Source organism: Oscillospiraceae bacterium (assembly GCA_034925865.1).
Taxonomy (GTDB): Bacteria; Bacillota; Clostridia; order Oscillospirales; family SIG627; genus SIG704.
Window position 1 is genome coordinate 94,665 of sequence record JAYFRN010000007.1, and the last position, 26,046, is coordinate 120,710.

General features: G+C 44.3%; 19 protein-coding genes and 1 tRNA gene. 8 read left to right on the plus strand and 12 right to left on the minus strand.

All coding sequences use genetic code 11. The features are described from left to right. Window positions 1–17: 17 nt before the first annotated feature. Window positions 18–974 (plus strand): hypothetical protein, encoded by a 957-nt coding sequence (locus VB118_04385; GenBank protein MEA4831841.1) that lies wholly within the window; start codon window positions 18–20, stop codon window positions 972–974. Between the two features lie 201 nt (window positions 975–1,175). On the opposite strand, the gene VB118_04390 is transcribed toward VB118_04385, so the two are convergent. After that, the gene (locus VB118_04390) at window positions 1,176–2,423 is read right to left on the minus strand and encodes a homoserine dehydrogenase (GenBank protein MEA4831842.1); all 1,248 of its coding nucleotides are present in this window, start codon (window positions 2,421–2,423) and stop codon (window positions 1,176–1,178) included. Between the two features lie 83 nt (window positions 2,424–2,506). On the opposite strand from VB118_04390, the gene ytvI reads away from it, so the two are divergent. Beyond that, window positions 2,507–3,595 carry a sporulation integral membrane protein YtvI gene (ytvI, locus tag VB118_04395; GenBank protein MEA4831843.1) on the plus strand — a complete coding sequence of 363 codons (1,089 nt, stop codon included), beginning with the start codon at window positions 2,507–2,509 and terminating at the stop codon, window positions 3,593–3,595. Between the two features lie 73 nt (window positions 3,596–3,668). On the opposite strand, the gene VB118_04400 is transcribed toward ytvI, so the two are convergent. The 7 genes from VB118_04400 to rpsB form a co-directional block, all read right to left on the minus strand. Then, window positions 3,669–4,364 carry a zinc dependent phospholipase C family protein gene (locus VB118_04400; GenBank protein MEA4831844.1) on the minus strand — a complete coding sequence of 232 codons (696 nt, stop codon included), beginning with the start codon at window positions 4,362–4,364 and terminating at the stop codon, window positions 3,669–3,671. A 345-nt stretch (window positions 4,365–4,709) separates the two neighbouring features. After that, window positions 4,710–6,554: a hypothetical protein gene (locus VB118_04405; GenBank protein ID MEA4831845.1), complete on the minus strand. Its 1,845-nt coding sequence runs from the start codon at window positions 6,552–6,554 to the stop codon at window positions 4,710–4,712. Window positions 6,555–6,756: 202 nt separating this feature from the next. Further along, window positions 6,757–7,851 (minus strand): RNA polymerase sigma factor RpoD, encoded by a 1,095-nt coding sequence (gene rpoD, locus VB118_04410; GenBank protein ID MEA4831846.1) that lies wholly within the window; start codon window positions 7,849–7,851, stop codon window positions 6,757–6,759. 96 nt (window positions 7,852–7,947) lie between these two features. After that, on the minus strand, window positions 7,948–9,705 hold the full coding sequence (gene dnaG, locus VB118_04415; protein ID MEA4831847.1) for a DNA primase: 1,758 nt from the start codon (window positions 9,703–9,705) through the stop codon (window positions 7,948–7,950). A gap of 495 nt (window positions 9,706–10,200) precedes the next feature. After that, on the minus strand, window positions 10,201–13,329 hold the full coding sequence (gene ileS, locus VB118_04420) for an isoleucine--tRNA ligase (protein MEA4831848.1): 3,129 nt from the start codon (window positions 13,327–13,329) through the stop codon (window positions 10,201–10,203). Window positions 13,330–13,885: 556 nt separating this feature from the next. Beyond that, a complete protein-coding gene (gene tsf / locus VB118_04425) occupies window positions 13,886–14,815 on the minus strand; it encodes a translation elongation factor Ts (GenBank protein ID MEA4831849.1) in 930 nt (309 codons plus the stop codon). 41 nt (window positions 14,816–14,856) lie between these two features. After that, window positions 14,857–15,621, minus strand: a complete 765-nt coding sequence (gene rpsB, locus VB118_04430) for a 30S ribosomal protein S2 (protein MEA4831850.1) — start codon at window positions 15,619–15,621, stop codon at window positions 14,857–14,859. A gap of 273 nt (window positions 15,622–15,894) precedes the next feature. On the opposite strand from rpsB, the gene VB118_04435 reads away from it, so the two are divergent. After that, window positions 15,895–15,968 (plus strand) — tRNA-Gly (locus VB118_04435). Window positions 15,969–16,049: 81 nt separating this feature from the next. Here VB118_04435 and VB118_04440 read toward each other — a convergent pair. The 3 genes from VB118_04440 to VB118_04450 all read right to left on the minus strand — a co-directional run bounded on the left by VB118_04440 (window position 16,050) and on the right by VB118_04450 (window position 19,097). Continuing rightward, the gene (locus tag VB118_04440) at window positions 16,050–17,570 is read right to left on the minus strand and encodes an IS5 family transposase (GenBank protein ID MEA4831851.1); all 1,521 of its coding nucleotides are present in this window, start codon (window positions 17,568–17,570) and stop codon (window positions 16,050–16,052) included. Window positions 17,571–17,625: 55 nt separating this feature from the next. After that, on the minus strand, window positions 17,626–17,925 hold the full coding sequence (locus VB118_04445; GenBank protein ID MEA4831852.1) for a CrcB family protein: 300 nt from the start codon (window positions 17,923–17,925) through the stop codon (window positions 17,626–17,628). A gap of 491 nt (window positions 17,926–18,416) precedes the next feature. Continuing rightward, a complete protein-coding gene (locus tag VB118_04450) occupies window positions 18,417–19,097 on the minus strand; it encodes a lysophospholipid acyltransferase family protein (protein ID MEA4831853.1) in 681 nt (226 codons plus the stop codon). Window positions 19,098–19,839: 742 nt separating this feature from the next. Here VB118_04450 and VB118_04455 point away from each other — a divergent pair. From VB118_04455 to VB118_04465, 3 genes are read left to right on the plus strand one after another with little or no spacing between them, the layout of a single operon-like run. Then, window positions 19,840–20,148, plus strand: a complete 309-nt coding sequence (locus VB118_04455; GenBank protein MEA4831854.1) for a hypothetical protein — start codon at window positions 19,840–19,842, stop codon at window positions 20,146–20,148. 35 nt (window positions 20,149–20,183) lie between these two features. After that, window positions 20,184–20,915 (plus strand): GH25 family lysozyme, encoded by a 732-nt coding sequence (locus VB118_04460; protein ID MEA4831855.1) that lies wholly within the window; start codon window positions 20,184–20,186, stop codon window positions 20,913–20,915. A gap of 50 nt (window positions 20,916–20,965) precedes the next feature. Further along, the gene (locus tag VB118_04465) at window positions 20,966–21,229 is read left to right on the plus strand and encodes a hypothetical protein (protein MEA4831856.1); all 264 of its coding nucleotides are present in this window, start codon (window positions 20,966–20,968) and stop codon (window positions 21,227–21,229) included. A gap of 73 nt (window positions 21,230–21,302) precedes the next feature. On the opposite strand, the gene VB118_04470 is transcribed toward VB118_04465, so the two are convergent. After that, the gene (locus tag VB118_04470) at window positions 21,303–22,793 is read right to left on the minus strand and encodes a hypothetical protein (GenBank protein MEA4831857.1); all 1,491 of its coding nucleotides are present in this window, start codon (window positions 22,791–22,793) and stop codon (window positions 21,303–21,305) included. A gap of 491 nt (window positions 22,794–23,284) precedes the next feature. On the opposite strand from VB118_04470, the gene VB118_04475 reads away from it, so the two are divergent. Both VB118_04475 and VB118_04480 read left to right on the plus strand, forming a co-directional pair. Continuing rightward, window positions 23,285–24,133 (plus strand): M55 family metallopeptidase, encoded by an 849-nt coding sequence (locus tag VB118_04475; protein ID MEA4831858.1) that lies wholly within the window; start codon window positions 23,285–23,287, stop codon window positions 24,131–24,133. A gap of 97 nt (window positions 24,134–24,230) precedes the next feature. Next, on the plus strand, window positions 24,231–26,009 hold the full coding sequence (locus tag VB118_04480) for a hypothetical protein (protein ID MEA4831859.1): 1,779 nt from the start codon (window positions 24,231–24,233) through the stop codon (window positions 26,007–26,009). The last annotated feature ends 37 nt before the right edge of the window (window positions 26,010–26,046 follow it).

A 26,046-nucleotide genomic window follows, 5' to 3' on the forward strand; every position in this document is an offset into this window, starting at 1 on the left:
TCAAAAAGGAGAAAAGCATGAAAAATTCGAAAATTCTTGCAGTCATTATTTCATTGGCTCTGCTTATACCCGCTGTTATTCCGGCGAGCGCTCTGCAGTTTACCCAAAAGCCGCAGTTCCGCGCATGGGACAGCGTAGAAAACGGAGTTATACTCATGGAAGGCTTCGACGGAAACGGAAAAGCCGGCAGCTTCAGTGCGGACGGCGTCAGCAGCGAGTATAATAAACCGACAATCGACGATAAGACAGGCTTTGCGACCCCGGATACTACATATTATGACAAGGACAAGCTTCCTTACGCCTTTGCCTTCTACGGCGATAACACATATGTCGATGCAGATTCTGTTATCACGAGCGGCTGGTATTGGAACGGCTCTGCAGCTATTGGCTGGACAAGCGACGGATCCAAGGATGTCGGTCTCCGTACAAAATTTTCACCGTTAGAGCCCAATAAAGATGTATATATATACTATCTCTATGGCAGCCAGAACACCGAAGAAGGCGCCGTTATCGGATGCGCGGTTGAATTCTGGGATGCGGACCTCAACCTTCTCAAAACCGAAAAAATAGAAAAGACTATTAAAAAAGGCGCTTCATATGCCGGAGAAGATGGCTCTGACAGACCTAACGGAACCTTCACATCCCCTGACAAGACCGCTTATGTGACCTTCCGCCTCTACTATGGAAAAGGCGTTGCATGCTCAAATATTGCGTTTGATACATTCATGGCTAAGCTTGCCGACAGCAGCATTGCCGTAAACAGCACCGAAGCAAACACCGGCAGATGCTCTGCTGAAAAGGATGCAGACGCAGCAGTCGCCAAGGCTTATTTTGATGCACATCCCGCAACTACCACCGAAGAACCCACCACCGAAGAACCTGTTGAAACCGGCGACGGACTTGTCTTCGTTGTAATCGCGCTTGTTATTTCCGCTTCATGCGCAGTTGTGTTCTCAAAGAAAAGAGCAAGATAACAGGAAGTTTTAAGCTTTGGAATCAGCTCCTGCCTGAACGAAAGTTTTAAAACTGTTATTCAGAGTAATCAGGATAAATAATGCTGCTTACAGGCGTGACCGCTTATAGGCAGCATTTTTACGTACGAATGCAACATTATAAACATCACCGGAACAGGCATTATGTCTGCCTGTTCCGGTGATGTTTTATGAAGGTATATATTATGCAAGAATCCTGATTTTGGATTCAAGCTTGACAGAATATAAACGGTCAAGCTCGGCAACCTTTTTCATTATTTCATCCTCTGAGGCCGGAGCGCATACAATCGAAATCGTTCTTTCTTTTGATGAAATCTCATCGCGTGAGACCACTTCACAGGAAGCAAAAGCTTTAAGGATTTGCTCCTGTCCGGCTTTATCCGATGAAAAACGAAGATACATGGGCGCAACGCGGGAGGAGATGGGCTTTATATACCCATCGCTTTCGGTTTTGTCCGGCTCAATCCAGGAAACGGAACAGGATGAGCCGATAATAGCTTCAGCTATGTCTGAAACCATCGCAGAGGCAGTAGGAAGCTTTCCTGCTCCCTTGCCGTAAAACACAACGTCGCCGACCGCGTTTCCGGTTATTTTAACAGCGTTAAAAACATCATTTACTCCGGAAAGAACATTGTCTGTCTGAACAAAAAACGGGCATACTATACAATAAATACCCTCGCCCGCTTTTTCAGAATAACCGATAAGCTTTATCGTCGCTCCATATGCCTCGGCATCGGCAACATCCTTTGAAGAAATTGTGCGGATTCCTTCGGTTGTAATCTGTTCCGGCAAAACTGTAATACCGTAAGCAAGATCGGAAAGTATGCATATTTTACGTGCGGTATCCAGCCCGTCGATATCGGCGGACGGATTTCGTTCGGCGTAACCCTTTTGCTGAGCCTCAGAAAGCGCGGAATCAAATGAAGCTCCGTCTCCGAACATGCGCGTAAGAATATAATTTGTCGTTCCGTTTAATATTCCTGCGATTTTCAATATTAAATTAACGCTCATACATTCGCACAGCGGATGAATAAGAGGTATACCTCCGCCGACGCTTGCTTCAAACAAATATCTGACTCCGTGTTCAGCCGCGGCCGCTATCAGCTCGCTGCCAAATTTAGAAACGACTTCTTTATTTGAGGTCACCACATGTTTCCCACTTTTTATTATAGAAAGAGAATAATCAAACGCCGGATGAGAGCCTCCCATGCATTCGGCAACAACCGTTATTTCATCGTCGTTTATTATATCGTTTATATCGTGAGTAATCAGGTTTTCAAAAGGAGTGCCCGGGAACTCACGCAGATCGAGTATTTTTTTAACTCTTACCTCTTCTCCGACGCGAGACGCAAGACGATTGCTGTTCATTTCGATTACGTCATATACTCCGCCGCCCACCACGCCGAATCCGAGTATTGCAACATTTATCATGCTAATATCCTATCCTTGTAAAGTCTATATCATCTTATAATTATATCATATGCTATGCAGAAATTCAAGATATAAAGGAGCTTTTGCCGTTGTTTCTTCCGGAAAAGGGATATAAAAGAACTGTTATAGTCATCTTTTATATTATCATTATATATCTTTTCGTTAAATATATCAGCGATGGTCTGTTTTTTTGGCTGTTTCCATTTGTGCTCGCCTGGCTTGCCGCTTATTGCGTCCAAAAGCCGATAGAATTGATGTACCGATCGTATAAAATTCCTCCAAAGCTTTCCGCAGGTTTTTATGTGATTCTCATCACAGCATTGCCGGTTTCACTTGGATTTCTGTGTATATCGAAGCTTGTATCTGTAAGCGCCTCGCTTTATGTATGGCTTACCGAAAATTTTGATATGTTTGCGGGAAGCGTTAAAAATGTGCTTGACTCGGTGAGAGAATTTTTATATAAGCTGCCATTTTCGGAGGATTCCGCTTTTTCTGCTCAGCTTTCCGATTCATTTTTCAATTTTATTACAACTTACGCAGGTAAATTGATCTCATATCTTCCGACAGCCGCGGGCGTTGTGATTGGTATTTTGCCTAAAATCCTTATTTTTACAGCGGTATTCTGCATATCTGCGTTTTATCTTTCATGCGATTTCAGAAAATGTAATTCCTTTATTCTCGGCATAATACCCTGTGAAGCAAGAACATACTTCAAGGATTTTGCTAAAGAACTTTTGTATGTGACAAGATGCTATTTGAAATCGTATTCAATGCTTTTTCTGATATCTTTGACGGAGCTTTTTTTCGGAATGCTGATTGTCGGTATTCCGCGTCCGTTCACCGTTGCTTTTGGAATAGCTTTTGTGGATTTACTACCCGTTTTTGGATGCGGAACCGTGCTGGCTCCCTGGTTTGTGATTGAATTTATACGCGGCTCGACCCAAACAGGCATCGGGCTTCTTATCCTTTATATAATAATCACCGTTGTCAGACAGATGATCGAACCGAAGATCGTCGGTGAATTCACCGGGCTGCATCCGTTGTTGATGCTGATGAGCATATTCTTAGGTCTGTTTTTATTCGGTGCGTTCGGAATGTTTGCGGTGCCCATGTGCGTTGCCGCCGCAGTGAGCCTTGAAAAAAGACACGGCAGAATGACTGATGCCGGATAATTGTTTAGAGGATATTATTAAATTTCTTTATATCACTTGGTATGATATAATTTTGTTTCAGACAAGACGAAAATCACAATATTATTTTGTAATCAATATTGTTAGTAAGGCGATTAACAATATTTCCAGAGGCAAATAATACGAAATTATATGCAGATTCATAGTCATAATACAGTGCTTTTGAATCTGTTGCTTTTCCGCTTAGATATGTATCAATAATCCACTTTTTGCTTCGATTTATTTCATCCGATGAAATATAGTCTTTAATTTCATAATCCCATACATCATTCAACAGTTGTTTTATATTTTTTTTATATGGATATCTGTTAATAACAATATGGTCTATATTTTCTATATCGCTGATAATGCGTTTGAAAAACTCGGGATCCTCATTGTATACACCGTCTTCTTCCATTCGAATTACAAATTTTTCTCTGATGTGAATATTAAACAATTCATCTGTAATCAAGTGAACAATATACCCCAAATATAAATCTGCATATTTATCATTTGGGTCATAATAAGCATCAATAAAATTATTTACTCTCGTATGAAACATTGCTATTTTTTCGGGGTTTTGAAAGTCGTTACCGGAAATATTTTCAGTGAGGTGTGTTCTTTTTTTATCTGAGCGTTGATAATTAGTTTTTGCGTGAATAGCATCCGGGGCGATATTGCCAGAGTAAAATAATGCCGGGTTTTTTATTTTACAGTTTTTCATTTCGTATATTTTATCTGCAATCGCCAGGTGTGTAGCTGTTCCTGCCATAAAATCCTCCATATTATTGAAACGACAATTATTAAAACGGCATTTAAATGAGCCTTTATTAGAGAGAAAAGCCCATATACCAGAGCCTTTTCTCTCTTTAAACGGACATTATTTAATTGCCAAGTTAATAGAACAATAATTATATAATCATATTATCAATTTTTGTAACGTCGTTGAATTTTGTTGTCGTTGTTATAGTGATACTAATTACGGTTATTGTAAAAAACGCGCGTATATTCTCCGCTTAAAACAATCGGCATTATCCGAGCTCACTGTAAAAAAAAGAGATAGACTATAATAATCTATCTCTTTTTATAAGAGCAAGTTTAAACTTAACTTTATTATTTACTCTTCAACTTCGCCGGTATTAGCTTCTTCAGTATTAACTTCTTCAGTATTAGATTCGCCGGTTTCAGTTTTGCCATTGTTGGCGCTGTCATCGAGATACGGCGGTTTTTGCGCTTTACGGGCAGCCTCTGATTCAGAGAGCGCCGTCGCAACGGGACCGTACTGAGCGTTAAATACGTTTGTGAGGAAGTCCGGGAAGCCTATCGCATCGAGCTTCGCGAGAATATCGTTGTTCTGCGCTTCCCAATCCTCAACGCCCTGGCAGAGCTCTTCGTATTTGCCTGCAACGATTTCGTTTGCCTGTTTGATAATATCCTGCTGCTCTTCGTCAAAAGTGCCGGCAAACGTGATAAAACCGTCGGGTTTCATTATGAGATTGGACTGTATCGCGCTATCTCTGTAATCGGCGGGAATGTCTGATGTATGATATCCGATTAATGTATTTCCCGTCTGATAGAAATCCATCGAATAATCATCGTTAATTTTGCTTATCGTGCCGTCGTCGTTCTTTATCCAGTTTACATTTTCAACACCGTATGTGAAAACGGTTTTGAAATCCGCGTTGCAATAGAGCAGGGTGAGAATTTCGGCGGATCTGTCAAAGAGCTTGCTGTATGCGCTGATTCCGTATAATCCGGTAAGACAATTTTTTGCGGTTACGGTAGGGGTGATATATGTCCTTACTATATAGCCTTCGGATTCCCACTTGGCAACATCGGAAAGGGATCCTGTGCGTATATCAAGGAAGAAATTGGGGGCGTTGTTGGGATCGGCCGCAAAATATCCATTCTGACGGAATGTCCACATGCGCTCGAAATGAGATTTGACCGAATAGGTTTTAAACGTGGAGCTGGCCTCGAGCGATGGGAACGGACCGTATTCGGAATTTGTCACGCTGATTGCGCCGCCGTAAACATCGTCATAGAAATCAAGCCCCATGAGCTCAACCGGCTTCACCATCGGCACTACGTTCGGTTCGTTTGTCTTGATCGTTGCAAGGAAGTCTTCACAGTTATAAAGAGACTTGACGTTCGAGACATCCATATTATATTTTTCCACCAAGGCTTTGTTGAACAGAAAATATTTTCCCTGGCTGGCAACGCTTTTGTTTACGGGTATTGCGTATGTGGCGGCCGCGCTCTTTCCCGCGCCAAGATCGGCGGCGGCAAGAATAACCGGATTCACATAATCGGTAATGAGCTTTTCATCTCTCTTAAGCTTTTCGTCAAGCGGCTGTAAAAGCGCGCTGCCGCCGTTATAATCCGGATTACCGGCTATAAGCGATACATATGAATCATAACCGTCTATATATACAATATCCATCTGGGCGGAGGTAATCGGCTCCGGCGCGCCCTCTTCACCGTTGAGGATCGCCTTTATTCGCTCCTGATCGGCTTCGGCCGCGGCCTTGTCGGCGGCGCGTTTATCAAGGCGCTGCTGTTGTCTGAGCTTGCGCAACTCATCCTTGTTAAGCGTTTTTTCGTATTCCTGCTGTTCCTTTTTAGCGATCTTGTCAGCTTCGTCATCGGCGAGCTTTTTTGATTTATCCGCCTCAAACTGCTTCCACATCGCCTCTATGGCTTCCTGGTATTTATCTTTAGTATAAAAGCGGAGCACAAGAGAAGTCTTGAATTTTGTTGTAAAAGTATTAAGCTTCGCCTGTACAGCCTGTATTGCCTCCGGTGTCGTCGTGTCTCCGGTTATCGCATATACCGTCAGATATGTAGGTAATCTGTATGTAGTTAGATCAACTGTTTCGTCGTCTTTGCTCGCGCACGAGGTTAACAGCGCCGACAACAGCATAATCATTACAAGAAGAAGACTAACCCATCTTTTTCTCATGTCTTGTGTCCTCCTTAAGAACAACGCGGATGCGTATAATTCATCCTATATTCTACACTAAAATAATATTTATGTCAAGGTAATTTTATTTCAATTCGCTTGTGCATATTTGCTAAAATGAAAGCCTCATTTCTGTGCTATACATCCAAATGATGTGAAATGTTGTCGTATATTACATTATTAAGGCATTAATGAAGCTGTTTCAATCCAAAAAGTCCCGCAGCTTTTTTGCCCTGCTCGGATGGCGGAGCTTTCTCAACGCCTTTGCTTCTATCTGACGTATGCGCTCTCTGGTTATGTTAAATTCTTTTCCGACGTCCTCGAGCGTATGGCTTCTTCCGTCGTTGAATCCGAAGCGAAGCTTCAATACGCTTGCTTCTCTCGGAGTAAGAGTGTCAAGCACCTCTTCGAGCTGTTCGCGCAGCATCGTGTGGCTTGCCGCCTCCGCCGGTGCCGGCGCGTCGTTGTCCGGAATGAAATCTCCGAGATGGCTGTCCTCCTCCTCGCCTATCGGCGTTTCCAGAGACACGGGCTCCTGGGCAAGCTTCATGATTTCCCTGACCTTGTCGGGAGGTATATTCATCACTTCGCTGATCTCGTCGGCGCTCGCCTCGTGACCAAGCTCCTGAAGAAGCTGACGCGATACGCGCAGCACTTTATTGATAGTCTCCACCATATGTACGGGAATTCTTATTGTGCGCGCCTGATCCGCTATCGCTCTCGTGATAGCCTGACGTATCCACCATGTTGCATAAGTAGAAAACTTGTATCCCTTGGAATAATCGAACTTCTCGACCGCTTTCATCAGGCCGAGATTTCCTTCCTGTATCAGATCGAGAAAAAACATTCCTCTGCCGACATATCTTTTCGCTATGCTGACGACAAGCCTGAGGTTCGCCTCGACAAGCAGCTTTTTCGACTGCTCGTCGCCCTGCGCCATCTTCGTCGCAAGCTCCAGCTCTCTTCCGGCGTCCAGCAGAGGTACCTTTCCGATTTCCTTCAGGTACATCCTTACGTGATCTTCGATCGCGATACCTTCTGACGCAAGAATCTTTTCTACATCCTCAGGCGAATCAAACGCTTCGACATCCGCCTCAATAGCATCGAGATCAGGAACCTCAAGATAATCCGTTACCTCTATTCCCATATTCTCAAGCGTTTCATATATTTTTTCTATTTGATCGCTGTCAAAATCAACGTCGTCCATCGCTTCCATAATCTCGCTGTTTGAAAGCGAACCCTTTTGGCGTCCTCTTTCAATCAGCTCGCTGATAGTCGGCCTATGGTTTTCGTTCATCGCGTGTTACTTCCTTTGTATTATTATTTATATAAACCGGTTGCCGCTTAATATGTTTTCCCAAACGGCTCCGAAATATTTACCGTGAGATATATTTCAGGATTTTTGCTTTCTGAGCTCTTTTAACCGCTCGGCCAATGCCTCCGCCGACGTAATTTCTGCGCTTTCCGCCGCTTTTTTTTCTTCTTTCAGCGATTCGGCAAGGCTCGCCAGAACCGCCGGTGAATTATCAGTCAGCGACGCGCGCGCGAGCTTCATCCTGGTCAGCGCCCCCAGCTTGTCCGGCGAAAAGCTTTGCGCCAGATACGAAAAGTCAAATCCGCCGTCCGATCCGAGCTTTAAAAGCTCCGTGACGGCCTCTCGCCCGAAGGCTGTCACAAAATTACCGGGATCAACCAGCGTTCTCGTTTTCTCGTCGGCGAGGTATTCCGGCCTTAACAGCAGTATGCCAATGATGCCTTCTTCTTTGGCGCATGCCGCCGGATACTTTATCTTTTCCGGGTTTGCCGTATCACCGTATCCCGCGGTTTTCTTCAGATCGGCCTCCGTGCGTTCTCTTACCGCGCTTCGGACGGCGCGCTTTGCGCTTCGGTCGGCCTCCGCTCTCAGAATCGACGCGTCCAGACCCGTAAGCTCTCTTAATCGCTCTATGTATACTTCCTTTTCAAGAGGAGAACGTATCCCGGAAAGCTTTGCGCATATCTCCCGCGCAAATCTCAGCTTATCCTCCGGAACGTTCAGGTCGTATCCGGCTTTTATGCTGTTGAAGGTGTATTCTATCTGTCCCTCGGATCCGTCCAGCACCTCTTGAAATGCTGCCTTGCCAAAGGTTTTTATGTATTCATCCGGATCCTTCGCGCCCTGTAACGTTATTACCTTGACTTTAATATCCGCCGCGTCAAGCAGCTCTATCGCGCGTTTCGCGGCTTTTTTTCCGGGCTCGTCAGAGTCATAGCACAGGAAAACCTTCGAGGCATATCTTCTCATCAGCCTGGACTGCTCTCCCGTCAGCGATGTGCCGAGCGTCGCGACGGCGTTCGTGAAGCCTGCCGCGTGAAGCGCGATCACGTCCATATATCCCTCGCATAATATCAGCGAGTCCGTTCCGGCATTTTTAGCGTAATTTCCCGCGAACAGGGTTCTGCTTTTTTTGAATACCGGCGTGTCGGACGAATTGAGATATTTCGGGTTGCCGTCGCCGATTATCCGTCCTCCGAATGCGCAGACTTTTCCGTTCAAATCGATAATCGGGAACATGACGCGTCCTCGGAAGTAGTCAAACGGCTTTCCGCTTTTACTTCCTATCCCCGCGAGGAACGCCGTCTTCATCTCCTCCGCCGTAAATCCCTCTCTGCTCAGATATCCGACAAGACCGTCAAAATCGTCTCCGGCGTATCCCAGTCCGAAATGCCTTATTGTTTCGACGCCAAGCCCTCTCTTTATGAGATATTTCATGCCCGGCTCTCCACGGGGAGACATCAGAATTTCGTAGAAATAACGCGCCGCTTTCTTGTTGATTTCATAATATCTTTGTTTATCAGTCCTTTGCCCGGCATCCTGTCCCTCGTCCGGAACCTTCATTCCGGCGCGCTCAGCCAGCTGCTCTACCGCGGACATATAGTCAAGAGCTTCTATCCTCATTACAAAGGTGATTACATCTCCGCCCGCTCCGCAGCCGAAACAGTAAAAATGATCTCCGGGCGAATAAATGGTAAATGACGGCGTCTTTTCGCTATGAAAAGGGCAGCAACCGACAAGATTTGATCCTGCTCGCTTTAACCGCACATATTGCCCGGCTATGTCTTCAAGCGACACACGCATTTTAAGTTCCTGTATGAAGCTTTCGGGCAGCATGCTTTCTCCTTTGCTTGTCTTATTAGAGAGAAAAGCTCATATACCAGAGCCTTTTCTCTCTTTTACGGTAATTATTTAATTGTCGAGATATATAAAATTGCTCAACGCGTTTTCTCATCAGAAAATCATGTTTTAGTTTTCCGGTTTGTGCTTAAATATATACCTGGCAATTATCAGGCGTTTATTAAAGCTGATTATAAATGTCGATATTACTTGAGTTAGTTCAACCGCTTACAAAATATTATACGCGCCGGTTTTCGTAAAACCTTTTTTTAAAATTCGTTTTTCCCGATTAAACGAGAAAATATATCACAAAAAAACCAAAAAACAGTCAGAGCACTCTGTTAAAAACACAAAGCTGTGGAAAACTCATGTCAAATATATCGAATATTTCACATTCTTCACAGAGTTTTCCACAGCTTTTGAGGAAAAGTTTTAACGATAAGAAATTATTGCGGTTTATATTTTATTATATTGGATTATGTCAACGCGTATTTACAGCTTTTTCACGGAGAGAGAGCATGGGGTTCCGTTTATGCTCCAGTCCTTCGCATATCCTGTTTCTTCTGGCAGTGACGGTACAAGCTCTATGGATTTTGCGAGAGTGTCGTGCATGATCTGAGACTTGTTTTTGGCTATGATGCCGCATAGCATCGCGTCACAGACAGCGAATACCGCAATGTTGTCCATGACCTCGAATCCGGCCTCCTTGCGCATCGTCTGCAGCTTTGAAATTACCTCGCGCACATATCCTTCCTCGATAAGCTCTTCATTCAGCGTGGTGTCGAGCACAACCGTGATTCCGTGATCGGAATCGGCGATAAAGCCGTCGACCTTGGCTCTTTCTATGAGAAGGTCTTCTTTTGCGATTTGCTTTTCACCGTCGGAAAGCTTAACCTTAAGATATCCGGTCGCGTCAAGCTCCGCCATAGCGGCTTTTCCGTCAATTGCGGCCAGAAGATTTTTCAGCTCTCCTATCGATTTTCCCAGCTTTGGTCCGAGCGTTTTAAGCTGTGGCTTGAAGCTGTAATTAATATACTTGCCTACCTCCGAGGTAAATTCGAGCGATTTTATATTCAGCTCGCTCAATATGATATCTCTGTAGAATTCGGGAAGCTCGTTTTCGGCTCCGACAAACATGCGTGAAAGCGGCTGGCGATTTTTGATGGCCGCGGCATTTCTGCAGGCGCGCCCCAATGTGACGATCTCGCCCACTTCCTCCATTTTGTCCTCAAGAGGCTTGTCAATTTTCGATTCGTCGAAGACTGGATAATCGCAGAGATGAACGCTTTCCGGCGCGGCAGGATTGATCGAACAAACGAGATTGCGGTAAATCGATTCGCTCATGAACGGCGTCATCGGCGCGCAGAGCTTTGAAAGCGTAACAAGCACGGTGTAAAGCGTCATATATGCCGCCGTCTTGTCGTCTGTCAGCTCGCTCGACCAAAAGCGTTCTCTCGAAAGCCGGACATACCAGTTGCTAAGTTCATCCACAAAGGAATTGAGAGCGCGCGCGGCCTCTGTTATCTTATAATCACCCAGATATTCGTCGACAACTTTTGTAAGCGTGTTGAGCTTTGATATGATCCACTTGTCCAATACGCGCATTTTACTTTCATCGAGCTTATGCTTGGCCGCGTCGAAATTATCGATATTCGCGTACAGCACGAAAAACGCGTACGTATTCCACAGCGTCCCCATGAATGTGCGCTGTCCCTCCGTAACGGCCGCGTCGTAAAAGCGGTTAGGAAGCCACGGCGCGCTGTTCGAATAGAAATACCAGCGTATCGCGTCGGCTCCATGCTTTTTAAGCGCGTCGAACGGATCGACCGCGTTGCCCTTTGATTTGGACATTTTCTGTCCGTTTTCATCCTGCACAAGACCGAGCACTATCACGTTTTTATATGGCGCGCGGTCGAATATCAACGTGGAAATAGCCAGCAGCGAATAGAACCAGCCCCTCGTCTGGTCAAGGGCTTCGCTTATGAAATCGGCGGGGAAATTATCATCGAATATTTCCTTGTTTTCGAAAGGATAATGCCACTGCGCAAACGGCATTGCGCCGGAATCAAACCAGCAGTCAATGACTTCCTTGGTACGTTTCATCTGTCCGCCGCACTTCGGACATTTTATGGTTACGGCGTCTATATAAGGCTTGTGAAGCTCTATGTCGTCCGGACAGTTATCGCTCATCGACTTTAATTCGGCTATGCTTCCGATTGAATGACGGTGTCCGCATTCGCATTCCCAGATATTGAGCGGCGTGCCCCAGTATCTGTCTCGGCTTATGCTCCAGTCCTGCACATTTCTCAGCCATTCGCCGAATCTGCCTTTTCCTATTGTTTCCGGGATCCAGTTTATCGTTTCATTATTTGCTATCAGCTTGTCCTTTACGTCGGTCATCTTTATGAACCACGAATCGCGGGCGTAATATATAAGCGGGGTATCGCATCTCCAGCAGAAGGGATATGAATGCTCAAACGGAAGCGAAGCGTAAAGCAGACCGCGCGTTTTGAGATCGTAAAACACCTCTTTGTCGGCGTCCTTGCAGAACATTCCGGCCCAGGGAGTCTTTTCTTTCATTTCGCCCTTGCTGCCGACCATCTGAACAAACGGAAGTCCGTATTTCTTTCCCACGCGATTGTCGTCTTCTCCGAAAGCCGGAGCAATATGGACAATGCCCGTGCCGTCTGAAATCGTAACATAATCGTCGCAGGTGATGTAAAACGCCTTTTCGCCGACTTTGTCAAAGTCATAAAGAGGGATGTATCTCTTGCGTTCAAGCTCCGTGCCTTTGAATTCGCCGACGATCTCATATCCGCCCTTCAGCACACTCTCACAGAGCGCCTTGGCAAGTATGAAATATTCTCCGCTTTCGGCTTTCACCTTTACATAGTCCACGTTTTTATTGACGCAGAGCGCGACGTTGGACGGGAGAGTCCAGGGTGTCGTCGTCCATGCAAGATAGAAAGTGTTGTTTTCGCCCTCGACAGGGAATTTGGCTATCGCGGATTTTTCCTTTACGTCCTTATATCCCTGCGCTACCTCGTGGCTTGAAAGAGGAGTTCCGCATCTCGGGCAATACGGCACTATTTTAAAGCCCTTGTACAAAAGACCTTTTTCGTATATCTGTTTCAGCGCCCACCATTCGGATTCTATATAATTATTGTGGTATGTCACATATGGATTTTCCATATCGGCCCAAAATCCGACCGTGCGGGAAAAATCCTCCCACATACCCTTATATTTCCATACGCTTTCCTTGCATTCGTTTATAAACGGAATCAGGCCGTATTTTTCAATCTGATCCTTGCCGTCCAGTCCCAGCTTTTTTTCGACCTCAAGCTCTACGGGAAGTCCGTGAGTGTCCCATCCGGCCTTTCTGAGCACTTTTTTGCCCTTCATGGTCTGATATCTTGGAACCATATCCTTTATAACTCTCGTCAGCACATGTCCGATGTGTGGCTTTCCGTTTGCTGTCGGCGGACCGTCATAAAAGGTATATGTTTCGCCTTGTTTGCGGTTTTCAATGCTTTTTTCGAATATCCGGTTTTCGCGCCAGAATTTTTCGATTTCCTTTTCCCTCTCGGTAAAATTAAGATCCGTGGTTACTTTATTGTACATTTTATATTAACCTCCCGGTTGTTTTTTTGTTTGTTGCTTTTTTGCTTTTTTTGTTGCTGTCCGTGAACGGCAACAGCAGTAACAGCAGCAGCCTGTAAATAGTGAATGAAGTTTCTTGCCGCGTTCTCCTACCGCTCTTTTTGTTAACTCGGTATTTAAATAATTACCGCTTAATGAGTAAAAAGGTTCTGGTATATGGGCTTTTCTCTCTTATAAAACAAGTCCTATTTAAATGCCAAGTTAATAATACAAAGCAAAAAGTCCCGTCCTAACAGGACGAGACTTTAAAAATCTCATGACCACCCGTTATATCGCGCGCAAATACGCGCTTATTCTGTGACGGGAATTCCCGGCGGCGCTTAACAGCCTGCGGATATCCGAGGCGTTGGGCGCGCAACTCCAAAGTGATTTTCGGCACGTCCGTCCCCGCGGGGGTTCCACTCTCCGGATTAATCCGAAGCCCCTTTTCTCTGTTGCGGTTCAGGAAGGCTTACTCTCTTTTTCATCGTTTTTTATTATTGCGTAACGGTACTATTTTTGCGAGATAACTCTGTGATTACTTCGTCGCGATCCCGGCCAGCTTTGCGATTTCCTCGGCGTAATTTTCTTCCTTCTTCTCAATGCCTTCGCCGCGTTCGTATTTATAAAACGCTTCGACGGCGACGGGAGAGCCGATCTCAGCGGAAACGGAAGCAAGATACTTCTTTACGTTGAGTTGATCGTCTTTTACATAGCTCTGGAGAAGCAGGCAGTTCGTTTCATAGAATTTGGAAAGCTTGCCGAGGACCATCTTGTCGATGATGTTGGCGGGCTTTTTCGCGTTGGCCTCGTCATTCTTAATCGTGGCGGCGATAATTTCCTTTTCGCTTTCGATAACGCTTGCGGGAACGGAGGCCTCGTCAAGATATTGCGGACCCATGGCGGCGATCTGAAGAGCCATGTTCTTCGCGGCTTCCGCAAAGAGGGGATTGTCGCTTGCGGGCTCGGCCATTTTAACTATGACGCCGATCGCGCCTTTACCGTGCACATATGTGCTGATCGTGCCTTCGACGACTGTAAAACGGCGGATATTGATGTTTTCGCCGATTGTGAAGATCTTGTCCTTGACTGCCGCTTCGACTGTCATATCCGCGGAAAACGGGAGCGCGTTGAGCGCGTTGATATCCGCGGGTTTATATTTGAGGATGACACCGAGAATGTCCTTGACGAAATTTGCAAAGGTTTCATTCTTTGCGGCAAAGTCTGTTTCAATATTTACTTCGATCATTGCGGCGGTCTTGCATTCATCGCAGTACGCAATGTCGACGACGCCTTCCGCGGCGACTCTGCCGGATTTTTTCGCGGCGACTGAGAGGCCCTTTTCGCGGAGAATCTTTATTGCCTCTTCGTCGTCGCCGTTGGCGGCGGTGAGGGCCTTTTTGCATTCCATCATGCCGACTCCGGTCTTTGCGCGCAGATCGGCGACCTGTTTTGCTGTTATTGCCATATATAAAATTACCTTTCTTCTATATAGTAAAAGAGCGGATATTATTCCTCGGGTTTTACATCCTCTTCTTCGTTGACCTTGACTGATTCATCGGCTGCCGCAACAGCTGCTTCGGAGAACTGCTCGCCCTGATGTCCTTCAAGGACCGCGTCCGCGAGGACGGAGGCGATAAGGCGGATGGCGCGGATGGCGTCGTCGTTGCCGGGGATGATATAATCGACTTCGTCAGGATCGCAGTTGGTATCGACGATAGCGACTATCGGAATACCGAGCTTTTTTGCTTCGTTGACTGCGTTTCTTTCCTTGTGGGGGTCGACAATGAATATGGCGTCGGGAAGATCCTTCATGTTCTTGATTCCGCCGTAATCTCTTTCGAGAGTCTCCATCTCTTTTCTGAGAGCGAGGACTTCTTTCTTGGGGAGGAGCTCAAAGGTTCCGTCTTCTTCAAGCTTGCGGAGGTTCTGAAGACGGGAGATACTCTTTTTTATGGTTTTATAGTTGGTGAGCATTCCGCCCGGCCAGCGCGCGTTTACAAAGTACATACCGGCTCTTTCAGCTTCTTCTTTAATCGCGTCCTGAGCCTGCTTTTTTGTGCCGACGAACAGAATAGTTCCGTTATCGATCGCGGTATCGCGGACAAAGGCATATGCCTCTTCGACTTTTTTAACGGTCTTCTGAAGGTCAATGATGTATATGCCGTTTCTCTGGGTGAAAATGTACTCAGCCATTTTCGGGTTCCATCTTCTCGTCTGATGTCCGAAATGAACACCGGCTTCGAGAAGCTGCTTCATAGAAATAACTGACATAATTTAATATGTCCTCCTTAAATATGGGTTTTTTAACCACCACGGCGCGGAATGACGATACCTGCGCATGCAGGCACCCCCGTCAAGCAACGTGACGTGTGTGAATTGCCGCTATACTATATCACATTTTAAATTAATTTTCAACTGTAATTCCAATTTTAAAACGCTCTCGACCAAAATTTACAAAATATTCACATATACGCTTGTCATATATTTTTATTCGGTATTTACAAACGGCTTTCCCTGATGTATAATAATGCCCAGTGAAAAAATGCGGATGTAGCTCAATGGCAGAGCGTCGGCTTCCCAAGCCGAACACGCGGGTTCGATTCCCGTCATCCGCTCCAGCAAAACTCCATGTGTCGGGGGATGAACCCGCACATGGAGTTTTGTTTTCTGTTGTGATAATTTTGTGTTATACTTAATGTCTACTGAACAAATACGAATTTCAAATTTCGCTGCGGTAGATGATGTGTTATTAGCAAACAATATAGGAACACAAAAAAGGCGCAAAGAACCTTTTTCAGGTTCAGGACAATAACAGACATAGCGATACAGTGACGTGCTGTTTCCGACAGTCTCGCCACAATCAATCCGAGTCCGCACTTACGCTTTGCCAAACTAAACTTGCGTTCAACTTCGATACGTTCGCACTCGTCAAGGTAATTCTGTTTTTTATTCCTAATATCCTCTTTTTCACCTAATTTTGGCCTTCCGAGTGCCGGGCCGGAAAGCCGTATTCTGTGTTCGGAACAAAACTTAAGGTTATCACGATTTCGATAGATTTTGTCGGCAAGCACTCTTGCCGGATAATGTCCGGTACGTTCCCGGTAACGCTCAATCATCTCTGTCAGCTTTGTCGATTCGTTATACGCGTCGAATGAAATAAACTCAAGCCGCGTCCACCCTTCAACGACGCTGATGTCCAGTTTCGCGCCGAACTCGACAGGAGCCTTTGCTTTCCCGCGCAAAATCGGACGGATCCACGGTTGAGACAGACTCACTATACGATCGGGAACACTGTGTACGCGGTTGTCAAACATATACTTTTGCTGTTCGTAAATCTTCTCTATTGTTTTCAGCTGTTCCGCTTGCCTAATCGTCAGTTTTGCACTGTTTTCAGATATTATTTTTATGTTTTCAAGGTTTCTCCTGATGTATCCAAGCTGTTTCCCAATAGCTTTACGTATCTTTTTTGCGGTTGGTTTGCGGGTGCGGGATATTTTGAGAAAATTCTTATGCGCTTTTTTTCGGTATGTACGGGGCTTTTTTGTTCCTGGAACATGCAAGGTATCAATCAGTTCCTCAGTCGCTTCACGAGCGCTGTTTAAAAGCTTTGTGTCCTGCGGAAAGCTGATCTGCGATGGCGCGCAGGTCGCGTCGACTATCATGGTTCCGCCGTTTTGCGGAGGCTCCGGCTTGTCATCTTCATCATTGTCGTCATTGTGATCAGTATAATCATTCTCATCTTCCAATGGCATTGGGGCTTCTTTAACAGCTTTTTCGATAATCATTTCGTTGATCTCGCCGAGAATTTCCGGCGTCAAACGTTTGCGAAAATATACCATCAGAGACGGGTCGAACGGAAGCCTGTTATCGTCATATTCGAGATAACCGCAAAAATATTGCAGATATGGATTTTCCTGAAGCTGAAGTGTGATTTCTTCGTCAGAATATCCATATTCCGCTTGTACGATGCATGCGCCAAGCGCCATACGCAACGGTTTTGCGACATTACCTTTTCGATTCTTGAACAGAGCTGCATACCTTTTCTCAATTTCCAACCACGGTATCGTCTGGGCTTTCTTTACCCAGCGGTTGCTTTCCTTCAGATTCATGCCTATTGGTTGTTTGAAATCCTCAAGACTGATCTGCCCGTTGCTGTATTTATACATCTCGTCGCCCCCAAGTGCAAGCTTTTTAACATGTTTCGGCCATTTTCCTTGCACTTATTATACCATAATTCTTGCGATTTGTCTTGCCTTGCTGTATATTTTCTTTTGTTCAGCGGGCATGAAGTAGATTTACGGTTTCAAGAGAAAAGGTTGAAAAGGTGGTAAAGCCTCCGCATAAACCTGTTTGCAGGAAAAGAACTGTATTGCGATTGCAATTGAAATTGCAATTGCAATCGACAGTGTCATTATTTTCAAAAAAACCGAAAATAAGACCGATGACGAAAGATCCGAGAAAATTTATGATCATCGTCATAATCGGGAAATTCTCTGATATGGGTATCCTGCCAAGAATATATCTTAAAATTGCTCCTATAGAGCCTCCGAGTCCGACAAACAAAACCGATTGCATGGTCATACCTCCAAGAAAATAAAAGCCAACGCTTCTGCAAGCGCAGAAGTCATTAGCTTTTTAAGTGCAATTTAACGGGATTATTTTTTTCTGTGATAAGTATAACAGTCTAGTGTGAGAAAGTCAATAGGTGAAAGCTTGCCATATACGTTCCGAATTTATGCTTTTTCTTTCTCTTGATTATATAAGCATACATAATAATTGACAATATCGAAAGAGAAGCTATGGCAGCAGAAAAAAATAAAACCGGAGATGTTAGATCGGTAATGCTTGAACCGATCAGTGTAACGGCAATTATTCCCGGCAGATTTCCTGCAAGGCTTCCCAAAAGGTATTTATGAAGGGTGGTTCTGCGAGCTACTAGATACAAACTTACTATATCTCCGGGCAAGCAGTTAATAATGCTATAATCAGAATTAGCATAGGAAAAAGCACCGGCAGCTTAAAATACTTCATTGACGCGGAGCCGGATTTTTTCATATGCTTTAATTTTAAAGCACGGCTCTGCGTTTGTGCTCGCATTCAACAAAATTTGTCTTTTCACGCAAAAGCTCCTGAAGATACAGGACGCGTTCGTTGATAAGCCGAGTTGCGCTGCGGACAAAATCAGAAGTAATACCTTCCGCGGGAATTACGAGCTGAATAGGTTTATCAATAAGGATTCTCTGCCTCTTCCCGAAGATTTTATACGGACCTTCGAGACAAACTGGCAGTATTGGAGCGCCGGAATGGAGCGCAAGCAGAACAAAACCGGGTTTGAACGGCTTTGTTTCGCCCTTGCGTGAGGTATCACCCTCCGGAAAAATACAGATTGAGCTGCCTTTTTTAATAGCTTCTGCGCCTTTTTTTAGCCAGCTTGTATCGGAAACATATCTTTTGAGCGGTATACAGCGGCATTTTGATGCGATCCAACGTCTCGGTTCAGTTGAAAGCAGATCCTTGGCGATCATAAAATGAACCTTTTGACCGTAAAACGCTGTGCCAATCAATGCTCCGTCCATGAGCAGAAGGTGATTTGATATGATAACCGAAGGTGTTTCGATCATGTACTTTTGAACTTCAGGTGAAGTAAAATAGATTTTCGGTCTGCAAATCAATTTTATTCCGATCATCAACAGAAAACGAATCAGTACGCCAAGGGCTTCGTCAGAATATTCAAAAAGCCTTTTCATGTGTATCCTTTCTCAACGAATAAATTAATTATTCTGCATAATGTCAATGAGGATCGGCAGAAATCACAGACTGTCATAAATAATCCCATATTCATTTATTTCCATTCATGCTATCGATATTCATGAAAAGCGATAAAATTATTATAAAGCTGTTAAATAATATTGTTTTAATAAAGCCCGAATAACAAAACACTGCACAGACGTTTGCTTTCTATTCTGAAAGCATTAACATCAATATATCCTATGAATGTAAATAAAAAATATTTCTCAGCTTCGGTTCATTATTTATTGTTTGTTTATATGGATGCAGGAGCACATTTATTATGTACAGCCATTGATTTAATAATATTGAATAAATGCTTTACTTGCCGCCGGATGGCGGCTTTTTACAGCATTTTATTATTAACTCGGCATTCAAATAACTACTGCTGAAAGAGAAAAAGCTCTGGTATATGAGCTTTTCTCTATAATAAAACAAGACTTATTTAAATGCCGTTTAATAATCAGTGACAAGTCATTATATGTCACCGCCCGTGGATGTTATTGTTGCGTCATAAAATAATCACAGACGATTATTAAAACTGATTAAATATAAAATATAAAGCCGGAATTAAAATGAGCAAGATTGAAAGTTAAAGCTTTCAATCAGTAAAATATGACCTTTGCGGTTTGAACATATGTAATTTCGGTAAGCCGGAACCGCCAAAAGAACGCGGTTCGGCGGAAAGGCATAGGTATATAAATGAACGATGGATTCATGACGCACGAGCTGTGCGAGGCAAAGCGTAAAAACTTTGAAGAAAAATTCGGCCGGGATGATAAACGGATCGAAAAGCTCGAGCGGTTATGTGAAAGCATTGCCGAAACGAACAATAAAATAGTATCGCTGGTTATTGAATTAAAACATACGAACGAGCTTATCTGCACACACGAAAAAAGATTGTCAGAATTGGAAGATGTGCCCTCGTCACGCTGGAATGGTCTCGTAACTTCGGCCGTTTCAGCTGTCGCCGGAGGGCTGATAGGATATCTGATGAGCTCCGTACTGTAACGTTTTACTTACAATATCAGAGAAAGGAATGAAAAATGCGCGGTATTGACGTATCTGTACATAATGGCGTGATAGATTGGAACGCGGTAAAGGCCGGAGGAACGGAATTCGCCATGATAAAGGCGACTCAGGGTAAAAGCATATATATGAAACCTCAGATGTACCTGTTCTGCGATTCGCGATTCAAAGCAAATATAGCCGGCGCTTCAGCGGCTGGAATTATGAACGGAGTATACCATTATTTTACGGCGGAAAGTGTGGAAAAAGCGGTTGAAGAGGCCGATTATTTCATATCAGCAATAGAACCATTCCATCCGCAGATTAAGCTATGGGCGGCAGTTGACGTTGAAGAAGAAAGTATTTTTAAAGGCTTTGAGAGGAAGCGATTATCAGAGCTGATATTAGCTTTCTGCGAAAGAGTTTGTTCCGCGGGCTTTGCGCCTATGCTGTATACAAACAGAAATTATATGAGATACAGGCTTGATATGAAGCTTCTTGCGGATCTTGATATCTGGCAGGCGCACTGGTCGGAAACAAAACCGGATGATTGCGGTGAAAAGCTTAAAATATGGCAATACGGCTTTGATTCTGTTCGCGGGATTTACGGACGGACAGATGTAAATATCGGATTCTGGGTGCCGGAGAGCTTTTATGAAGAACAGACAGCCCGGATATGCGGCTTTGAACAATGTACAATAGATTACATAAACAAATATGAGTATGCAAAAGAGCTGTGGCGAAAGATATATAACGCTGTCGGGAAATAGATGATTCAGGTATATAAACATAACAGGATAAACTATATGAAGGAGAAAAAATGAGCATTATGTGGAAGCAAAAGCTGACAAGCAGAAAGCTGTGGGCGGCTGTAGCGGCGTTTTTGGTGACGATTCTAACAGTAATTTTTAAAAATCAACTTACGTCAGAGGAGGTCGAATTGATAACTAAGGGGATAATTGCGCTTTGTGTTTATATTTTCGGAGAAAGCGGGGTAGACATAGCCCGCGCTTTAATAAGTGCCGGCATAAAGGCCGAAAGCCCAGATATCAATAAGTCGGGAAATAACAACGGGGAAGAATAACCGACAGCCTTAACGATTCAAATATTATAAAAAAGGCATGGCGTCATTTCGTCGCCATGCCTCAACTTATTATTTATTCTTCGTCAAATACGTTTTCATAATCGGCTTTTAATTTTTCAAGAGCTGCTGTTATTGCGGGTTCTTTTGCCTCATAAGTAGAGCTGAAGTTACTGCCCTTGGTTCCGAAAACGCCGATCAGAAGGTATTCTATGCCTTCAAGCTTCGAAGAATGCAGGCTGGCGAAATCATATGTAACTGTTGAATTTATTATGTCGAGCATCTGAGAGAGCTTGTCGTCGCGGGCATATGCCTTTTTGAGAGCCGTTTCGTAAATTGTCGGAGTGACATATCGGTATCCGTCGGCTGAGAAAGCTTCCAGAAAAATAGCGGAAGAATTAATATCTTCGGCTGTTTTCGGAATAGCCCACATTGTGGAATAATCGCCGACATATGAGCGGTAATTATCCTGATTCTCGTCATACATAGGAAACGGAAGCATACCGTAATCGTCTGACATATCGCGATAGCTGCCAAGATCTTTAATGTCACACTTAGTCATCATAAGAGTGCCGCCCTTAAATTTCGCAATAGTGAGGTCATATGCCTCCTGACTCGTTCCGGGATTGAAAACGCCTGTTGTGTTGTTGAGCAAATCAATCGTCTTTGCGACGAACTCAACTGTTTTCGGCGTATTAAGAGCGAGCTCCGGCATGCCGTCATCGTCATATTTTGAAAGCTCAACACCGCATCCGACGACATAAGGTATCATAGCGGCATTCGGCGTGATCCCGAAGCCATATATGTCTTTGTCATCTGCCTGTCCGTTTCCGTCGTCCTGGTAAACGCCCTTGCATATTTCAATCATTTTATCGAGCGTCCATTTTTTATCGAGGACCAGCTGATACAGTTCGTCGGCGCTGGTATGAAGATTGTCTTCATATACTTTTTTATTGAAAGCAAGTCCCTGTGCAATTGTAAAGCTTGAATAAGAGGCGTCTCCGGTGACAAAGTATATCTTATCAAGCCCGATTGTCGCGGCCTTTATAAAGCCTTTCTGATACCACGGGGCGTCGAAATCTATATAATTGCTGTAATTGGTGAGGTTAACGAGACATCCCTCGGGAGCAAGTGAAATGCTGTAATATCTCGGACATACGGCCAGGTCACATTCGGAAGAACCGGTGTTTACCTGATTGCGGATCGCAGCGAGCATGTCGGTGTTTGCGCCTCCGGCGTTGTACACTTCGATTTTACATTTAAGCCTATCCTCAACACGCTGGATGCGATTGTATACGGCATCATTTATAAGCTCCTGAGTCTCCGATTCGGTCCAAACCTCGTTTCCGTCTCCGCGTACAAACAGAGTAATGGTCCGACCGCCAAAATCAATATCATCAGGCAGCTTATCGGGAGTATTTGCGCGGGATATTTCACTTGTTTTCGCTGATGTATCAGCTGTGGAAGTCTGGGTCGATCCTGTTTTTCCGGAGGTTTCCGGGGAGCATGCGCAAAATGCAGATAGCAAAAACGCTGTGATTACTACCAAAGACAAAAATTTTTTCATCGTTTACCTCTTTCTAAAAAATATGGTATGCATTATCTCATGCGATTGTGATGTTTTTAGCCTGTCCTGCATCAGAGCTTTAAGTATTTGTATGCGCAATAAGCAGCATGGAAGACAAGCACTTTTCTTTACATTTATATTATAGTATAAAATTCTGAAAATATCAACATTGAATTCATTAAATAATTCATTATTGTTAATACATCCAAAACAACATTGATTGATTTGTTGAAAATGACATAAATTAAAATATAGCTTATAATGTTTGGATTTTGTCTGTTTATTATGCAAAAATTTATATAAAAGCAGACATAATTATATTTTTATGAAGCGCGCATGAAAATCATTCACCGCTTTGTGAATATTGACGAAACCATTTTGCGAAAAAGTATTGCTTTCCCGCAAAATAACATTTAGAATAATATTACAAAGAGGAAAACTGGAACAAGTGCTCGATTTTCTTTCTTAATATTTTTAGGAGACCGATACGCATGAAGTATTTCATAGTTTCTGATATCGAAGGTGTTTGCGGAGTTCTTGACGCTCCGGAATGGATTTACGAGAACAGCAAATATAAAGAAAACGCGAACCGGCTTTCCACAAATGAGCTCAACGCGGTTATTTCCGGCATATTTGCCGCTGAGAAAGCGAACGGAAACGGCGAAGCAAAAACAGAGGTGGTCGTTTGCGACGGACACGGCTGCGGAGCGATAGATCCAGAACTGCTCGACGAAAGAGCTCTTTATCTCAATATGCGAGGGCTTGAGTATCCGTTCGGTCTGGATTCGAGCTTTGATGCCGTGATGTGGGTCGGACAGCATGCTAAAAGCGGCACGAAATTTGCGCATCTTGCCCATACAGGCAGCTTTTCAACGTTATATACTTCGGTTAACGGTACGGAAACAAGCGAGTATATCGATGTGGCTTATTGCGCGCATGAGCTCGGAGTTCCCGTAATTTTTGCCGGCGGTGACAAAGCTTTTGCAAAGGAAGCGACAGAGCTGGTTCCGGAATGTGTTGCCGTATACACAAAATGGGGTCTGCGTAAAGATGACGGAAAATACCTGGATGCGAAAGCATACGAGACTTTCAATACGCCCGCTATTCATCTGCATCCCAAAAAAGCGTGTGCTCTTTTAAAAGAAGGAGCATATGAGGCTGTTGATAAGCTTTATAAAAAAGGGAAAGCTTACTTTACGATGCCATCATTCCCAAAGCCTCCGTATGTATGGAATTATCGCGAAAGAGGAAGCTCTGAGTCTGATATATATGAAAAGCGTTCGGAAGACAGCATTATTTCTCTGTTCAACTCCCAGATGAAAAAAACAAGCCATCCTTAAAGAAACCGAAAAGACCTGAATATACTTTAAAAGTTATACATATTTACAAAAATGGCGCTTGCCGCCGCAATATAAGACAGGAGAATCATAAAACCAGATGGACAAATTAAAAAAGCCGAAGTATATCGAATCTCCAAGCCGGAATTTCTGCGTATTGAACGCTTCCGTGATGAACGATCCGAAGGACGGAAAAGACAAGCTGATGTTTACGAGCTTTGTCGACGGAGGTACAGGAATATTCGCGATAATTGATCCTAAAACAGATACGGGTGAAAGCTATTTATTTCCGTGCGACAACGGAGCATGGGCGGTCTGCCGAGTGGATGAAAGACGCGTCGCAATCGGAACATGCGCCACCAAGGGCGCGATACATACATTTGACCTTATCGACAGGAAATTCATTAAAACAACATATGTTCCCGGCAACACTTATGTTTGGAATCTCGTAATGGCATCTGATGGAAACCTTTACGGCGGAACATATTACGGAAACGTAATTGTAAAATATTCTCCCGAAACCATGGAAGCGGAAGTGGTGACGAGATGCGACGAATATACAGGCAATTATTATTCCCGCACGGTTTACGCGGATGTTAACGGAAGCGGAAATATTCTTGTTTCGAGCGGAATGGACGTTCCGAACGTATGTGTGTACAATATTTATGAAAAGAAAGTGACCGCCAATATACCGGGTAATATCACAACTATTAATGACGTTTATTTCGGTGTCAAAGACGCAAAGGGCGGCTTTTTTGATAAAAAAGATGCTGATGGCACCGCTTACTTTGACAGAAAGACATGCAAGCAGATTTCCGCGGATCAGCTTCCCGCCCCCGTCAATTCGGAGAAAGATAGATCTCTTCTTTCCGACGGTACAAAAGCGTTTATATACAAGCAGGGATATAAGTATATCGATGAGAACGGTCAAAGCTATGTCCGCAAGAATCCGGTAATTCCGCCTCCGACGGGAATTATGAATATCGCATGCGATGAAAAGGATAATGTATGGGGCGCCTCCGGATTCGGTCAGACGATATTTAGTCTTGATCCGGATACGGGCAGCTTTAAGAATACAAACCAAGTGACAGATAACGGCGGCGAGGTTTACGGCATTGTGCCGATTAAGGATCGAGTTTATCTGACGGCATATATCGGTTGTATGCATATCGTGTATTATCCCGATAAACCCTGGAGCCAGGAAGACAATACAAATCCTAATACGTTCAGGCTCTTTTCATCAGAGGGCTATGCCCGTCCGGAAGGCAGGTCAATAATCGGGCCGGATGGTAATATTTACACCGGATTGATGGCAAATTACGGAGTATACGGCGGAGCCGTGACAAAGCTATGCATAGATACAAACGAGACGGCAATATGGGAAAACAAAATCAATGATTACGCAATCGGCGGTATTTTTGCCGACAGAAAGTATGTTTATGCCATAACCTGCGGACAGGGCAACGGAATGCCGACTCGCGATGTCCCGACATATGTTTTCCGTCTTGACTGCGATCTCAACCTTGTCGAATCAATCGACTGCGGTAAAAAGTACTTTGCGGGCGCGGCAATGCTGGACGGCGTTGTTTGCGTCGCATGCTATGACGGGGAAGAGAATAAGCAGTATTTATGGTATTCCTCCGACAACTTCAAGACAATAAAAAAGATACCGGTTGATTTCCGCATTTCTGGCCTCATTGTTGTTCCGAAAAAGAATATGTTCGTCTTTTCGACCGAGAACCGCATGGGTAAGCTGGACTGCGACGGCAATTTCGAATTTATTTATGAATTTGAGCGCTATGTAAATCGTATTTGCTCAGCGCCGTCTGGACGCGTTTTCGCAAGCTGCGAAGAACAGGTTTTTGAATGCGAGTTTTAATCCGTACTTAATATATGCCGGGAGACTTTTCGAGAAA

Bases quoted from the DNA above. Each gene is read 5' to 3' on its own strand.
- dnaG (MEA4831847.1), bottom strand. From the start codon at position 9,705: ATGCTGCCCGAAAGCTTCATACAGGAACTTAAAATGCGTGTGTCGCTT.
- VB118_04445 (MEA4831852.1), bottom strand. From the start codon at position 17,925: ATGCAATCGGTTTTGTTTGTCGGACTCGGAGGCTCTATAGGAGCAATT.
- VB118_04400 (MEA4831844.1), bottom strand. From the start codon at position 4,364: ATGGCAGGAACAGCTACACACCTGGCGATTGCAGATAAAATATACGAA.
- rpoD (MEA4831846.1), bottom strand. From the start codon at position 7,851: ATGAACGAAAACCATAGGCCGACTATCAGCGAGCTGATTGAAAGAGGA.
- VB118_04475 (MEA4831858.1), top strand. From the start codon at position 23,285: ATGAAGTATTTCATAGTTTCTGATATCGAAGGTGTTTGCGGAGTTCTT.
- VB118_04450 (MEA4831853.1), bottom strand. From the start codon at position 19,097: ATGAAAAGGCTTTTTGAATATTCTGACGAAGCCCTTGGCGTACTGATT.
- VB118_04480 (MEA4831859.1), top strand. From the start codon at position 24,231: ATGGACAAATTAAAAAAGCCGAAGTATATCGAATCTCCAAGCCGGAAT.
- VB118_04455 (MEA4831854.1), top strand. From the start codon at position 19,840: ATGAACGATGGATTCATGACGCACGAGCTGTGCGAGGCAAAGCGTAAA.
- VB118_04385 (MEA4831841.1), top strand. From the start codon at position 18: ATGAAAAATTCGAAAATTCTTGCAGTCATTATTTCATTGGCTCTGCTT.
- VB118_04460 (MEA4831855.1), top strand. From the start codon at position 20,184: ATGCGCGGTATTGACGTATCTGTACATAATGGCGTGATAGATTGGAAC.
- VB118_04390 (MEA4831842.1), bottom strand. From the start codon at position 2,423: ATGATAAATGTTGCAATACTCGGATTCGGCGTGGTGGGCGGCGGAGTA.
- VB118_04470 (MEA4831857.1), bottom strand. From the start codon at position 22,793: ATGAAAAAATTTTTGTCTTTGGTAGTAATCACAGCGTTTTTGCTATCT.
- VB118_04465 (MEA4831856.1), top strand. From the start codon at position 20,966: ATGAGCATTATGTGGAAGCAAAAGCTGACAAGCAGAAAGCTGTGGGCG.
- rpsB (MEA4831850.1), bottom strand. From the start codon at position 15,621: ATGTCAGTTATTTCTATGAAGCAGCTTCTCGAAGCCGGTGTTCATTTC.
- tsf (MEA4831849.1), bottom strand. From the start codon at position 14,815: ATGGCAATAACAGCAAAACAGGTCGCCGATCTGCGCGCAAAGACCGGA.
- VB118_04405 (MEA4831845.1), bottom strand. From the start codon at position 6,554: ATGAGAAAAAGATGGGTTAGTCTTCTTCTTGTAATGATTATGCTGTTG.
- ileS (MEA4831848.1), bottom strand. From the start codon at position 13,329: ATGTACAATAAAGTAACCACGGATCTTAATTTTACCGAGAGGGAAAAG.